The 13902-nt window shown below is 63.0% G+C and carries 9 protein-coding genes and 1 pseudogene; 8 read left to right on the top strand and 2 right to left on the bottom strand.

What is annotated here, in order from left to right:
• The first annotated feature begins 3 nt into the window (after nucleotides 1–3).
• Together FVF58_RS15285 and FVF58_RS15280 are read left to right on the top strand one after the other, a co-directional pair.
• Entirely contained in the window at nucleotides 4–2115 is a 2112-nt protein-coding gene (locus FVF58_RS15285) for an FUSC family protein (RefSeq protein ID WP_149670739.1), read from the top strand.
• Nucleotides 2112–3599: an MdtP family multidrug efflux transporter outer membrane subunit gene (locus FVF58_RS15280; protein ID WP_281291212.1), complete on the top strand. Its 1488-nt coding sequence runs from the start codon at nucleotides 2112–2114 to the stop codon at nucleotides 3597–3599. Before FVF58_RS15285 ends, FVF58_RS15280 begins: the two co-directional genes overlap by 4 nt.
• Before the next feature lie 18 nt (nucleotides 3600–3617).
• On the opposite strand, the gene FVF58_RS15275 is transcribed toward FVF58_RS15280, so the two are convergent.
• Nucleotides 3618–4067, bottom strand: coding sequence for a hypothetical protein (locus tag FVF58_RS15275; RefSeq protein WP_246217063.1), 450 nt, complete (start codon nucleotides 4065–4067; stop codon nucleotides 3618–3620).
• Nucleotides 4068–4376: 309 nt separating this feature from the next.
• Here FVF58_RS15275 and FVF58_RS15270 point away from each other — a divergent pair, with 309 nt between their 5' ends.
• From FVF58_RS15270 to FVF58_RS15245, 6 genes and pseudogenes are all read left to right on the top strand, one after another.
• Nucleotides 4377–6020 (top strand): fatty acid--CoA ligase, encoded by a 1644-nt coding sequence (locus FVF58_RS15270; RefSeq protein WP_149670737.1) that lies wholly within the window; start codon nucleotides 4377–4379, stop codon nucleotides 6018–6020.
• Between the two features lie 21 nt (nucleotides 6021–6041).
• Entirely contained in the window at nucleotides 6042–6506 is a 465-nt protein-coding gene (locus FVF58_RS15265; protein ID WP_149670736.1) for a MaoC family dehydratase, read from the top strand.
• A 47-nt stretch (nucleotides 6507–6553) separates the two neighbouring features.
• Nucleotides 6554–8260, top strand: coding sequence for an alpha/beta fold hydrolase (locus FVF58_RS15260; RefSeq protein WP_149670735.1), 1707 nt, complete (start codon nucleotides 6554–6556; stop codon nucleotides 8258–8260).
• A 78-nt stretch (nucleotides 8261–8338) separates the two neighbouring features.
• Nucleotides 8339–8755 carry a TIGR01841 family phasin gene (gene phaP, locus FVF58_RS15255; RefSeq protein ID WP_149670734.1) on the top strand — a complete coding sequence of 139 codons (417 nt, stop codon included), beginning with the start codon at nucleotides 8339–8341 and terminating at the stop codon, nucleotides 8753–8755.
• Between the two features lie 61 nt (nucleotides 8756–8816).
• Complete coding sequence (phaZ, locus tag FVF58_RS15250; protein WP_149670733.1) at nucleotides 8817–9659, top strand: poly(3-hydroxyalkanoate) depolymerase; 843 nt, start codon at nucleotides 8817–8819, stop codon at nucleotides 9657–9659.
• 83 nt (nucleotides 9660–9742) lie between these two features.
• A pseudogene (locus FVF58_RS15245) lies at nucleotides 9743–10945 on the top strand (DUF445 domain-containing protein).
• Nucleotides 10946–10973: 28 nt separating this feature from the next.
• On the opposite strand, the gene FVF58_RS15240 reads toward FVF58_RS15245, so the two are convergent.
• Complete coding sequence (locus FVF58_RS15240) at nucleotides 10974–13712, bottom strand: winged helix-turn-helix domain-containing protein (RefSeq protein ID WP_149670732.1); 2739 nt, start codon at nucleotides 13710–13712, stop codon at nucleotides 10974–10976.
• Between the last annotated feature and the right edge of the window lie 190 nt (nucleotides 13713–13902).

Raw genomic sequence — 13902 nt, 5'->3', positions numbered from 1 at the left:
CCCATGAGCGCCGCCGACTACCTGCCCGTCACCGTGCGCGAGACAGGCGCTTTCCTGAAGCGCGAGCTGGCGCCTTTTCCGGGGCGCCTCAACGTGATGTTGCGTTGCATGCTGACGAGCGCCATCGTGATTGTCCTGTCGATGGCGCTCGAAGTTCCGGAGCTCGCACTGTCGCTGCTGCTGGTGTTCTACGTTACGCAGTCGAACGTGGTGGTCACGCGGCTGGTCGGCGTGATGTTCATTGTCGGATCGACGCTCGCGATCGGGCTGTCGATCCTGCTGTTGAAATTCACGTTCGACTATCCGTTGCTGCGCATCGTGACCGCGAGTCTGCTGTTCTTCGGCAGCGTGTACCTCATGCGGGTGCTGAAGATCGGGGTCGTGTTCTTCATCGTCGCAATCGTCGTGATCTACGTGCAGAGCTTCGTCGACCAGACCGATCAGGCGGATCTCCTGATCCGGGCCGTGTTGTGGGTGTGGATCGCCGTCAATTATCCGATCGCGCTGACGCTCCTGGTCAACACATTGCTGCTGCCCGCCGAACCGCTATTGCAACTCAAGGCGGAAATCCATCGGCAACTGGCGGCGCTGGACACACGCCTGACGGAGCTGATCGACGGCACCACCCGTGCCGAGCCGGTCACGCTGGCAGCCGTCCAGCAAGGCGCGCTCACGCTGCAGAAGCTGCTGCGGTTCACGACGATGCGTGACGCCCACTATCGCGAGCATCAGGCGTTGCAGCTTGCGTGCATTGCGACGGTGTCGCGTCTTTATCGCGCAGCGAGTGAGCTGCCGCCCAGCTGGCCAGGCGCGTCGGTAGCGCAGCTGGCGATGTTGCGCGAGTTGCGCGCGAACGGCCGCGCGCTCGACGAATCGGTCAGCACTGGCGAGCCCTACCGCTATGTGAGCACGGCGACCGTTGACGAGCGCAATGCCGCCGACACCACGCCTGCTGCCGCCGAATTGCAGCGGGCGCTGCACGCATTCGCCGATCTGGTCGCAAGCGGCGCAGCATCCGGCACGCCGCCCGCGAGCGAGCCGATGGTCGTGGCCGACGCCTGGACCAATCCCGCGTACATGCGCTTTTCGCTGAAGACGCTGCTCGCGGTTCTCATCTGCTACGTGTTTTACAACGCTGTCGACTGGCAGGGGGTCCACACGATCATGCTGACCTGCCTGATCGTTGCGCTGCCGAGCCTCGGCGCATCGACGCAGCGTGCGTTGTTGCGGCTGGCCGGGGCCGGCATCGGCAGTGCGCTGGCGTTGTTCATGGTGGTGTTCGTCGTGCCGCACCTCGACGACGTTGTCGGTCTGCTGCTGATGGCGCTACCCGTTGTCGCGTTAGGGGCATGGATAGCGGCCGGGTCGGAGCGGATCGGCTATGCCGGCATTCAGGTGGTGTTCACGTTCTCGCTCGCGTTGCTCGGAGAGTTCGGCCCAACCATGAACCTCACTGAAATCCGCGACCGGATGGTGGGCATTGTGCTGGGCGTCGGCGTGGCGACCTTCGTGCAGATGTCGTTCTGGCGCGAAGGCGAGAGCGACGTGCTGCGCCAGAAGCTCGCCACCCTGTTGCGCGCGATTGCCGTACAACTCCGTGCAACCCGGCCAGTCGCCGGGGAGCTGGATGCGTTGCCCTATGCGCAGCGCCAGCTGCAGGCATGGGCGGTGCTGGCCGATTGCGAGGCAACGCTCTCGCGTGTCGCACTCGAACCCAGCTGGCAGGAAGGGGAGGAGGCGCAACTGACACTGCGCGCGCAAACGGTTCTCGCGCAGGGACGCGAGATCATGCTGGCGGGCGATGCGTTGCGCAACCTGCTCGTGGCGCAAGCGGGATCGTCGAGCCTACCCGCAATCGACGCAGTGCGCGCGGCAGAGGAGCAGATTTGCGCCGAACTCAGCCGGTACGCGGATGAGCTTGCGGTCAACCCACCCGACGCGTCTGCGCCGCGACGCATCGGGATCGCGGCGCAAGCTGTCGAGCCGGCCGACGGGCCGCTCATCGCCGCAGCGGACGAACTGTCGCGGCGGGTCGCGGGGTTGCCGGACTGGCGCGCTGAGTCAGACGTCGGGGCACCTGTCGCGGGGGCTTCATCACGGACCATACGAACATGAAGGCGCGATCGGGTATGCGCGACTGGCAATGGCGTCGACGCTTCTTGTGTGTCGCGTGGATGTCGTTCGTGCTGCCGGGTTGTGCGCTGATCCATCACAACGGCACGCCCTACACCGAGATCGCGCCGGAGCAGATCAACCTCGCGAGCGACATCCATCTCGCGCACGACGGCTGGCCCGCCGCGCGCTGGTGGACGCGCTATCGCGATGCGCAGCTCGACGCGCTGATCGATCAGGCACTCGCCAACGCGCCGACCATGGTGATTGCGCGCACGCGGGTCTCGCAGGCCAGGTCGGATGTGGCGCTGGTCGCAGCGGGATCGAACCTCCAGATGGCCGCGCTGGCGTCGCTGGATCGCACGCGTGTCTCCGCGAACGGCTTTCTCGGCCCGTTCGCGAAGAACGAACCGGAATTGGGCTTGACGGGGCCGTGGTACACCGAGGGCATCGTCGGGCTGGGCGCAAGCCTGGACATCGACCTCTGGGGCAAGCAGCGCGCGCAGATTGCCGCGTCGCTCGGCGTGAGCAATGCGCGGCTTGCCGAGGCGTCCGCTGTCGAACTCGAAATCTCGACGGATGTCGCGACGCTTTACTACGGCATTCAAACGACGTATCAGCTCATCGATCTGCTGAACGAGTCGGATGAGGTCGCGGTGTTCGCGGTGCAGGCTCACGAGGCGCGTGCGGGTCGCGGCCTCGAAGCCCGCACCCAGCTCGAAGAGGCACGGGCGCAGCAACTGGGCATCGAACGGCAGATCGTGGCGGCGCAAGGGCAGATCAAGCAGCTTCGCGAGTCGCTGCGGGCGCTGGTCGGTGCGGGTCCTGATGGCCTGGCCGCGATCGAGCCCGTCGCACTGCCGGGTTCGCAGGCGGCCCTGCCGGTGACGCTCTCATACGAACTGCTTGCCCGGCGGCCCGACCTGCAGGCGATGCGATGGTACGTCGAGGCATCGTTCAGCCGGATCGACGCGGCGAAGGCGGCGTTCTACCCGAGCTTCGACATCAAGGCGTTCTTCGGTTTCAACGCACTGCATCTCGCGGACCTCTTCACGCATGCAAGCCAGCAGATCAATCTGATTCCAGGCCTGACCTTGCCGATCTTCGACGGCGGCAGGCTCAACGCGAACCTGAGCGGCGTGCGCGAGGGCAGCAACCTGCTGATCGAGCAGTACAACCAGGCCGTTCTCAATGCGGTACGCGATGTCGCGCAGACCGGCAGCCGTTTGCAGGCCCTCGATGCGGAAACCGGGTTGCAAAAGCAACGGATCGAATCGGTTGCGTTCGCGAGGGACAGCGTCGAAGCCCATTATCAACGCGGCCTGACGAACCGGCTCGCGGCGCTCGAGGCGCGCCAGCCCGTGATCGCGGAACAGGTGGCGCTGCTCACGCTCAACGGCCAGATACTGAGTCAGGAGATTGCGTTGACGAAGGCGCTCGGCGGCGGCTATCGCGCCGATGCGCCTGTCGAACTGAAGCCGCGTTGAACGGCGCGTGGAGAGTGTTCAGAACTGCTGTGCACGCAGCGATTTGAGTTCCGCGCGGCACACGTCGCCGAACCTGCCGAGAATATCGACCGAGCCATCCGCGAGCATCTCGCGAATCTGGATGAAAGTCTTGTCTGGCGCAAGGTAGGTGTCCACGATCGTGCGTCCGATCAAATCGGCTTCTTCCACGACTTCGCTCGACGACTGGACGCGCATGCGGCTGATCTTCGCGTAGAGAGTGCCGAGCGCGGCGAGATCGGGCTCGCTGTGTTGCAGTGCGTGAACATAGAGGTTCGTCGCTTCCTCGATGAACGCCTTGTACAGCTCCTGCCGCCAGGTGAGGTCATGCGCCAGCCACTCCGCGCGAACCTGGGTGCGCTGGGTCAGCCATGTGGCAAGAACCGAGGTCAGGCCGCCGATGGCGGCGCCGACTAGTGCAGCCAGCGCGGAGACAACCGATGCGTTCATGGAGCATGCTCTCATTGCCAATCGAGGTGGTCCATATTAGCGCCTGTGCGTGTATTTTTCCCGATATGGGCGCGACCCAGCGCTTCGCGCCCACGCTCGGGCCTTGGTTCAAGGACCTACAAAGCGTGACGGCCTGCCTGCAAGGATAACAAGCGGGTCCCTCCCGCACCCCCCCCTTTCTCCCCCGTTCAGGGGATATTTCCAGAACGCGTTCGCCCCGATCATTGCTCTATCGGGAGACACAGTAAGCCGACTCAGCGATGAAGCCGTGTTTGCCCGCCATCCAGTTCAGAACTCCAGGAGATTCAGATGCGGGACGATGTCAAGGCCTCCGCGCCTACGGCCTACGCTTATCCATTGCTGATCAAACAACTGCTGCACACGCCATTCGTTCAGTCGCCGAACCAGGAAATCGTATACCGCGGACAGGTGCGGATGACCTATACGACACTGCGCGAGCGCATCGCGCGGCTCGCCAACGGGTTGAGCCACCTTGGCGCGCGGCACGGCAGCACCGTCGCGGTGATGGACTGGGACAGTCACCGCTACCTTGAGTGCTATTTCGCGGTTCCGATGATGGGTGCCGTCCTGCAGACGGTCAATGTGCGCCTGTCACCGGCTGAGATCGCTTACACGATCAATCACGCCGGCGCGGAAATACTGTTCGTTCACACCGATTTTCTGCCCCTCGTCGAGTCGATCAAGGACCAGCTCGAAACGGTGCGCACCTTCGTCTGGATCGACGAGGAGGGCAGCGAGGTCGGTACGCACTCGATTCCGATCTCCGCCGAATACGAGGCCATGCTTGCCGCGAGTTCGGACCATTACGACTTTCCGGACTTTGACGAGAACACGCGCGCAACGACGTTCTACACGACGGGGACGACGGGTCTGCCCAAGGGCGTCTATTTTTCGCATCGGCAACTGGTCCTGCACACCATGACCGTGATGGCGGCGTTGTCGAGCCCCGAATCCGGACAGCGCTTTCACCGCGGCGATGTCTATATGCCGCTCACACCCATGTTCCACGTGCACGCGTGGGGCATGCCCTACATCGCCACCGTGCTGGGCGTGAAGCAGGTCTATCCGGGCCGCTATCTGCCGGACCGGCTGGTGCAACTCGTGCGCGACGAAGGCGTGACGTTCTCGCATTGCGTCAGCACGATTCTGCACATGATGCTGGGTTGTCCCGAAGCGAAGTCCGCCGACTTCAGCAAGTGGAAGGTCGTCATTGGAGGCGGGGCGCTGACGCACGGGCTCGCGCGTGTCGCGCTCGATCGCGGCATCGACATCTTCAGCGGCTACGGCATGTCCGAAACCGGTCCCGTGCTGAGTCTCGCGCAACTGCCGCCCGGCGCCGAGGCGCTGGATGCGGATGAGCAGTTGCGCCTGCGCTGCACGACCGGACTGCCGATACCGCTCGTGGATCTGCGCATCGTCAATGAAGAGATGGAGGAGGCTGTCCACGACGGCAAAGCGTATGGAGAAATCGCCGTGCGCGCGCCCTGGCTGACTCAGGGCTACCTGAACAACCCCGAAGCTTCCGTTCACCTTTGGAGCGGCGGCTATCTGCACACGCAGGACATTGCGAATATCGGACCGACAGGAAACATCCAGATCACGGACCGTCTCAAGGACGTGATCAAGTCGGGAGGCGAATGGGTCTCATCGCTCGAAATCGAAAGCCTGATTTCGCTGTACCCCGGCGTGTCCGAAGTCGCCGTCATCGGAATTAGCGATGAGAAGTGGGGGGAGCGGCCGGTGGCGTTGGTGGTGCTCAGTGAAGGCGCCGTGGTCACCGAGGACGACATCAAGCGTCATGTTCTGACGTTCAGTGCGTCGGGACGCATCTCGAAGTACGCGGTGCCGCAAATCGTCAAGTTCGTCGACGCGCTGGAGAAGACGAGCGTCGGCAAGATGAATAAGAAGTGGCTGCGCGCGCAGTTCGCCTGACCCGTCACGAGGAGCAAACACATGAGCATCAATGAGTACAGCGTCACAGCGATCGAAAACTTCGTCGGGCGCGAACTGGGTGTGTCGGATTGGGTCGTCGTCGACCAGGCGCGCATCGACGCTTTCGCGCAATGCACGGGCGACACGCAGTGGATCCACGTGGATGTCGAGCGTGCGAAACGCGAGAGCCCGTTCGGCGGAACCATTGCCCATGGCTATCTGACGCTGTCGTTGCTGGCGGCGCTGGCGATCGAGATTGGCGTCATTCCCGAGGACGTGTCCGCGGGCCTCAACTACGGGCTGGACAAGGTGCGCTTCATGACACCCGTGAAAGCCGGAGCGCGTGTGCGAAACCGCGTGACGTTGCTGGCAGTGGAGAGAAAGGGCGGCGGCAGGGTCATCGTCAAGACGATGAACGAACTGCAGATCGACGGCGAGGACAAGCCGGCGCTGATTGCCGAGACGCTGGCGATGCTGGTGGCGTAACCGGACGTGTTTGACCAGGCTGAATAAGCCGTTTGAGGAGCAGCAAGATGGCGGTAAATACTGAAAACCTGTCGGGAAGCGAACAGTCGGACGATCTCGCGGCGTCTGCCACGGAAGGCATGTTGGGCCCCAATCCGTTTGTCGGATTGCGTCCGTGCGACGTTCTCGCCACCGCGCAACAGATCGGCACGCAGGCGTTGCGGCAACCCGCTCTGTTTGTGGAGCAGGAAGCAAAACTGGCACGTGACTTGATGGCCGTGTTGAGCGGCAATGGGCAAAGCACGCCGCCGCAGGGAGACAAGCGCTTCAGCGACGCCGCGTGGCAGGACAATTCGCTGTACCGCATGACGCTCCAGGGCTATTTCGCGTGGCGTGACGCGCTTGCCGGGTTTGTCGATCGCTCCGCACTCGACTCGAAGTCCAAGGAACGTGCGCAGTTCGTGCTGTCGCTGTTCACCGACGCGATGTCGCCGACCAATACGCTGCTCGGCAATCCGGCGGCCCTCAAGAAAATCGTCGATTCCGGCGGCGCGAGCCTGCTTGGCGGGATCAGGAACGTCGTGACGGACTTGCTGAAGAATCAGGGCATGCCGGCCCAGGTCGACAAGACGGCATTCGAGGTGGGCAAGAACCTCGGCACGTCGCGCGGTGCCGTGGTGTTTCGCAACGAGGTGCTGGAATTGATCCAGTACGCACCGGCGACCACGCACGTCTACGGTCGTCCGCAATTGATCGTGCCGCCTCAGATCAACAAGTTCTATGTGTTCGATCTTTCCGAAGGCAAGAGCATCGTCGACTACCTGGTGCAGAGCGAGTTCCAGGTGTTCGTGGTGAGCTGGCGCAATCCCACTGCCGCGCAGTCTCACTGGGATCTCGATACCTATGTCACGGCACTACTTGAAGCGATCGCGGCGGTACGCGACATCACGGGCAGCGACGACGTCAATCTGCACGGCGCATGCTCCGGCGCGATGACCATCTCGGCATTGCTCGGACATCTGGCGAGCCGCGGCGAAAAATCCGTCAACGCTGCCACGCTGATGGTGGCCGTACTGGACAATACTGCGGATTCGCAACTCGGTCTTTTCGCGACCCCCGAGGCAATCGCGGCGGCCAAGCAAAACAGCACGTCGCGAGGCGTGCTCGCCGGTGAAGAGATGGGCCGCGTGTTCGCGTGGATGAGACCCAACGATCTGGTGTGGAACTACTGGGTCAACAACTACCTGATGGGCAAGACGCCACCCGCGTTCGACATCCTGTACTGGAACAACGACACGACGCGCTTACCCGCCAGGCTGCACGGCCAGTTGCTCGACATTTTCATGGGCAACCTGTTCACCAAACCTCGCGCGCTGAGCGTCCTCGGCACGCCGATCGACTTGTCCGACGTGACGTGCGACAAGTACGTGGTGGCTGGCATCACGGATCACATTACGCCCTGGAAGGGCGTCTACAACACGGCTCGGCTGTTCGGCGGCGCGACGCGGTTCGTGCTGAGTTCGAGCGGCCACATCCAGAGTCTGATCAACCCGCCGGGCAATCCGAAGGCGAAGTTTTACCTGAATCCTGAACTGCCCACGCATGCCGACGCGTGGCTCGCGAGTGCTAAGGCCGAGAAGGATTCGTGGTGGAGCGACTGGCGCGACTGGCTGTCCGCACGTTCCGGCGAACGGCGCGCCGCTCCGGCAGTGCTCGGCAGCGAACGGCATCCGTCGTTGGCGGCGGCGCCCGGAACCTACGTCATGCAAGCCTGACGCACGAAATACCGACGGCATTACCGCCGTCAATAACTCAACCTGCTTTATCAACTGCTTTGTTCTGGAGAATCAACTATGGAATCAACCAATCCCAACACCCTCTTTGCTGAATACATCAAGCTCATCAAGCAGTTCAAGCTGCCCGGCATCGACGCGAGCGCCGTTCTGGAGTCGCGCCGCAAGGACATCGAGGCGCTCGCCGCCGCCAACACGACGGCGCTCACGGGCATGCAGTCGCTCGGTCAGAAACAGATGGAGATTCTGAGCGCGACGATGACGCAACTGCAGTCGCTGGTTGCGCAGCACAGCGGAACGCAGAGCAAGCCGGCCGCGGGCGAAGCGGTACAACAGGCGTTGCACAAGGCGCTGGCGGACATGCAGGAACTCGCCGAAACGGCGTACCGCGCCCAGGCCGACAGCTTCGCGGTAATCTCGAAGCGCGTCGCCGAGAACGTCGAGGAGTTGAAGGCGCTCGTGCAACGCACCAAGTGACACAACGGCGTCGCCCGGCGCCGATACTACGAGCAAGTGTGCTGGAAGGAGGGGTGTCCGGATGAGAGAAGCGAATAACAGTACCGAGCCTGCAAGCAGCATGGAAATCCAGATGATCGATCTGGATGGCCAGATTGTGCGCGTCGGCATCCGGCATGGCAGTGACGCCTCCCCGCCGCTCGTCATCTTCAATGGCATTGGCGCCAATCTGGAACTGGTCGAGCCGTTCGTCGAAGCACTGGAGGATGTCGGCGTCATCATTTTCGACATTCCCGGTGTGGGGGGCTCACCGGCGCCTCTCGCGCCTTATCGATTTTCGACACTCTCCGTGCTGACCGACAAGCTGTTGGGGCGCCTGGGATATGACGGACCTGTCGATGTGCTCGGCGTATCGTGGGGCGGCGCGCTTGCGCAGCAGTTCGCGCGGCAATATCCCGAGCGCTGCCGCAGACTGATCCTCGCCGCGACTTCGCCGGGCGTCCTGATGATGCCGGCCAAACTCTCCGTTCTGTCGAAGCTGATCGGGCCGCGGCGTTATACCGATCCGTCCTACCTGCAACGGATCGGGCCGGAGATCTATGGCGGCGCTTACCGGCGCGATCCAGGCTTGCTCAGAGAGCATAGCCGCCATATTCAGCCGCCGCGCGGTCGCGGATACCTCTATCAGTTGACGGCGGCGTGGGGTTGGACCAGTCTGCATTGGCTCTGCACGTTGCGCCAGCCGACGCTCGTCATGCACGGCAACGACGACCCCATCGTGCCGCTGTCCAACGCAAAAATTCTGGCGGCGCGCATCCGCAATGCGGTGCTGTATGTGATCGACGATGGTCACCTGTTCCTCGTCACGCGAGCGAAAGATGTCGCGCCTGTCGTGCGCAATTTTCTTCGTCAGGAGGGGAGTTGAGCTGCCGGACGCGCGACGATCGAAGCGTGAGCCACACGTCGCCCGCTACACAGGAGCATCACAAGGCACTTCGTTTGACCCGTATGCGGTGGGCCGCAACGTGTCTGCTCGCCGGCACGTTCGTGCTGTTGCTCGTGTGCGTGCTTTATCAGAAGGAATACCCGTGGCTTGCCTGGCTGCGTTCGTTTGCCGAAGCGGGTACGGTCGGCGCGATCGCGGACTGGTACGCGGTGGTTGCCCTTTTTCGGCATCCCTTCGGTCTGCCGATCCCGCATACGGCGATCATCCCGCGCAATCAGCAGCGCATCGCCGACAGCCTGGGCAATTTCGTCGAAGAGAATTTTCTGGCGCCGGACCTGATCACCGCAAGACTGAAGAATCACAACGCCGCCAAGGCGCTGTCGCAATGGCTGGCCGACAAGGCAAATAGCGAGACCCTCGCGGATGCCATTGTCGAGTCTCTGCCCGGATTGCTGAACGCAATTGACGAAGAGGAGGTGGCGCGATTCTTCGATCGAATCGTGATACCGCGACTACGAACGCTCGACGTATCTCGCGCCGCCGGCCACGTGCTGCAGATTCTCGCTGAAGCCGATCGCCACCAGCCACTGGTCGATCGTGGACTTTCTGCATTGGAGCAGTGGCTCATCAAGAACTCGGGCTTGTTGAAGGCGAAATTCAGCGAGGCTTCGCGATACACGCCCGCCAGATTCGATGCTTATATCGTCGACCGGTTCGTCGAGGGCCTCGTCACGCTCGTGCATGAAGTGGTCGACAACCAGGATCATGCGCTGCGTCGGCAGTTCGACGGCGCCTTGCAGGATCTCGTCGTGCAGTTGTAGACGTCTGGCGCATACCGGCGCTTCGGCAAGTCGCTGATGCGGGACTGCATCCGGCATTTCAGGAACGGAGACTATTACCGTCTGCTGCTGGAGCACGTCCGACGACACGTGATTGACGACCTCGGCTCCAGACAGCCGGCTGCGCGCGGTGTCGCGACCGCTTTGCTCGTCTCGCTCGGCAAGGCAATCGCGGGCGCGCCCGCGATTCAGCTCAAGCTGAATGCATGGTGGCTGGACATCGCCCACTCGCTGGTCGTGCGCTATCGGGGCCAGCTCCCGGTGCTGATCACCGAGGTCGTGAAAAGCTGGAACGCACAGGAAGTCAGCAGGAAGATCGAAGCGGAGATCGGCCGTGACCTGCAATATGTCCGTATCAACGGCACGCTGGTTGGCGGGATGGCAGGTGTGCTGCTTCATGCTGCCGCGTTCGTCGTAGCGAGGTGAGCCGTACGCCGCGCAATGCGCGCTCTGGCTAGCTATTGTGCAGCAGCCCCAACGTTTGCGCGCGTGAGACGGCATGCGCGCGCTTGTCGACCTCGAGCTTCACGAAAATGCTCTTCACATGGGATTTGACTGTTTCAGGCGCAATCCCGAGACTGCGTGCGATTTCCTTGTTCGACTCCCCTTGCGCTATCAACCCGACAATCTCGCGTTCCCGCGCGCTCAGCGATTCGCGTTCGGCGTCGCGCTGAGACTGGCTGTCGGGCTGATAGAGCGCACGCCAGCCTTCGAGCAGACGATCGTTGTAACTCAACACGTCCTTCGTCTGCGCTGTGTTACGTGTATCGTCGCGAACCGCCTGCAATAGCGCGCCGATTTCACGACCCTGGTCGAGAATGGACTGGTAAATGCCCGCGTGCGCGGCCACTTTCACGACTTCGCCAAACACCTCGAGCGCCTCGCGCGTTTGACCCGCGGCCATCCAGGCGAGTGCGAGCGTGATTCGCAGGCGTAATGCGAGGTAGTCGCCGTGACGGCTTTCGGCGCTGCGCCGTGCAGCGCTCAATGACTCGACGGCTTCGCGCGTTCGATTCTGCGCCATCGCCACACAGGCCGTGGCGAGTGAGCGATAGTTGTCGATCTCGGCTGAGACAGGAGGGGACGATTGCGGGCCTCGGGCAGCAAGCCCATCGAGTTCGGTAACGCACGCCGAGGCTTCCGCCATTCTTCCTTCGCTGATATGCAGCCGCGTGCGTTCGACGAGCGCCGCCGCAATCAGGCGATGCCAACCGCGCCTGTGGCCGAGGGCTTGCGCACGATCGAGCAGCGCGTATGCCTGCGCGGCGTTCGATCGAGCAACCGCAATCCGGATGAGCAGACGATAGGCGATCAGCACGCTATCCAGCATGACGGCCAGATCGACAATCGGCATCAGATCGAGGATGAGCGCCTCGGCTTCATCCAGACGGCCCTGCTCATACCGGAGCTGCGCGATCATTGGCGCACACAGGGCGGCAGAGATGGACTGCGCCCCGGAGTAACGCTCGGCCAGTTGCATTGACTCCATGAAATACCGCTCAGCGAGCACGAAGTGCAACTGCTGCATTTCCGTGTGACCGAGCAGGCACAGCCGGTACACCGAAGAGAACACATTGCGTTGGTCGTCCTCGATGGAATAGGGAACCCAGGGTGTTGCATAAAGCGCTTCGAGGTTGCCCGCTTTCCAGTGCCCGAACCGCACGACGTTGGATACGACGTTGGTGGTCCAGACATCGTCCGAGGGCCGGTCAAGACAGGCCTGCGCCATCGCGAGCGCTCGTTGCGAATCGTCCTGCAACGCAGCCAGGACCGCACGGATCGCCTGACATTCCCAGCGCATGCGTTCGGTTTCGGCGCCCGTGCTGGCGGCGGCGTCGCGCTCCAGCGCATCGAGCATCGCAAACGCGTCGTCAAAGCGTAATGCCAGCGCCATGCCCCAGGCGATCGCCAGCCTGACCTGCAGCTGTTCTCGCATCAGGTGCGCCGGGAACTGGCGCTGCCAGCCCAGCAGCGTGAGCAGATCGCCTTTCGTGACAAGCGACATCGCGCAGCGCGCCATCAGCGCGATCGCTTCGTCGGTCGCGCCTGCTGCGATGGCGTGTCTGACAGCGTCCGTCCATTGCTCCTGTTGTGCGTACCACTGACACGCGCGGCGGTGCACGTCCGCCACCTCGTCGCGGTACTGTGTTTCAAGCCGCTGGCACAGGTAGTCGCGCATCAGATGGTGATAGCGGAACCAGTGCCCTTCGACGTCCATCGGCTCCAGCAGCAGCTGGCGCGCGGCGATCGCTTCCAGCATGCTCTGGCTGCGCTCGACGCCCGTCACCGCTTCGCACAGCGGGGCGGTCAGCCGGTCGAGTATCGCCGTGCGCAGCATGAACTCGACCATCGTCGCGGGCAGATGTTTCAGTATGTCTTCGAGGTAGGCGGCGAACGGCCGGGACGCGCCGGATGGCGTGCCTGATTCCAAACCCGGCTTTCGCTCTTCCCGTACCAGCACCGCGGCCGAAATGCGTAGCGCCGCAGCCCAGCCCTCGGTGCTCGCGAACAGCGACTTGATCGTGCCGGCGCCCAGCTTGCCCGGACACTCGCGTTCGATGAAGCATCGCGTCTCGTCGAAGTTGAAGCGCAGCGCCGTTGCGTCGATTTCCAGCAGTTCGTTCCTCGCCCGCAAGCGCGCGAGCGGAAGCGTGGAATCGACACGGGTGCAGGCGACTACATGCACGTGCGACGGCGCGTGCTCGATGAAGTACGCCACGACATCATGAATGACGGGAAGGCTGATCAGGTGATAGTCGTCGAGGAAGAGATAGACCTCGTCATCGACTTCGACCAGCTCGTTGATCAGCGTCGCCACGATGCTTTGCGCGGGGACGAGGGAGGCTTCGGCGGTCAGGCCGATCGCCGACGCACCGACGTTGCCGCAAGCCTGCCGCAATGCCTGCGCGAGATGGTTTAGAAAGCGGGCGGGTTCGTCGTCGTCCGTGTCGAGCGAGAGCCATGCAACGTGCGCGCCGCTCGTCCGTAAGTGCTTGAGCCACGCGAGCGCCAGCGAAGTCTTTCCGAAGCCCGCGGGTGCCTTGATGACGGTGAGCCGCTTGTCTTCTGCATACGCCGCCAGCTCGATCAGCCGCGGGCGATCGATCAGCCCGCTCGGCAAGCGTGGCGGAAGCAGCTTCGTGGCCAGAAGCGGCGAGGGTATGCATGGCGCGATCACGTCGGTCAATTGCATCGGCGGCTCCGGACACTCGGGGCGACTCCGGCTGCCATCCCCTGCTCAGGCGATCGCGCTCCCCTATACGGGGGATGTTGCGCAGCGCCACGCGGAGCCACTATGGATTCCATAGAGGAGATCAAAGTGCAGCCGGAAAACGGTCCAGTGCGCGAGTCACCGCTCATGGCAGCTAGCCGGGCGTGTGCCC

The organism is Paraburkholderia panacisoli (assembly GCF_008369935.1).
GTDB classification, from domain to species: Bacteria; Pseudomonadota; Gammaproteobacteria; order Burkholderiales; family Burkholderiaceae; genus Paraburkholderia; species Paraburkholderia panacisoli.
This window is presented reverse-complemented; position numbering and strand designations above follow the sequence as displayed.

What these genes read in the sequence shown, in the direction of transcription:
- FVF58_RS15270 (WP_149670737.1), top strand. Translation starts at nt 4,377, where the DNA reads ATGCGGGACGATGTCAAGGCCTCCGCGCCTACGGCCTACGCTTATCCA.
- FVF58_RS15275 (WP_246217063.1), bottom strand. Translation starts at nt 4,067, where the DNA reads ATGAACGCATCGGTTGTCTCCGCGCTGGCTGCACTAGTCGGCGCCGCC.
- phaZ (WP_149670733.1), top strand. Translation starts at nt 8,817, where the DNA reads ATGAGAGAAGCGAATAACAGTACCGAGCCTGCAAGCAGCATGGAAATC.
- FVF58_RS15260 (WP_149670735.1), top strand. Translation starts at nt 6,554, where the DNA reads ATGGCGGTAAATACTGAAAACCTGTCGGGAAGCGAACAGTCGGACGAT.
- FVF58_RS15285 (WP_149670739.1), top strand. Translation starts at nt 4, where the DNA reads ATGAGCGCCGCCGACTACCTGCCCGTCACCGTGCGCGAGACAGGCGCT.
- FVF58_RS15265 (WP_149670736.1), top strand. Translation starts at nt 6,042, where the DNA reads ATGAGCATCAATGAGTACAGCGTCACAGCGATCGAAAACTTCGTCGGG.
- phaP (WP_149670734.1), top strand. Translation starts at nt 8,339, where the DNA reads ATGGAATCAACCAATCCCAACACCCTCTTTGCTGAATACATCAAGCTC.
- FVF58_RS15240 (WP_149670732.1), bottom strand. Translation starts at nt 13,712, where the DNA reads ATGCAATTGACCGACGTGATCGCGCCATGCATACCCTCGCCGCTTCTG.
- FVF58_RS15280 (WP_281291212.1), top strand. Translation starts at nt 2,112, where the DNA reads ATGAAGGCGCGATCGGGTATGCGCGACTGGCAATGGCGTCGACGCTTC.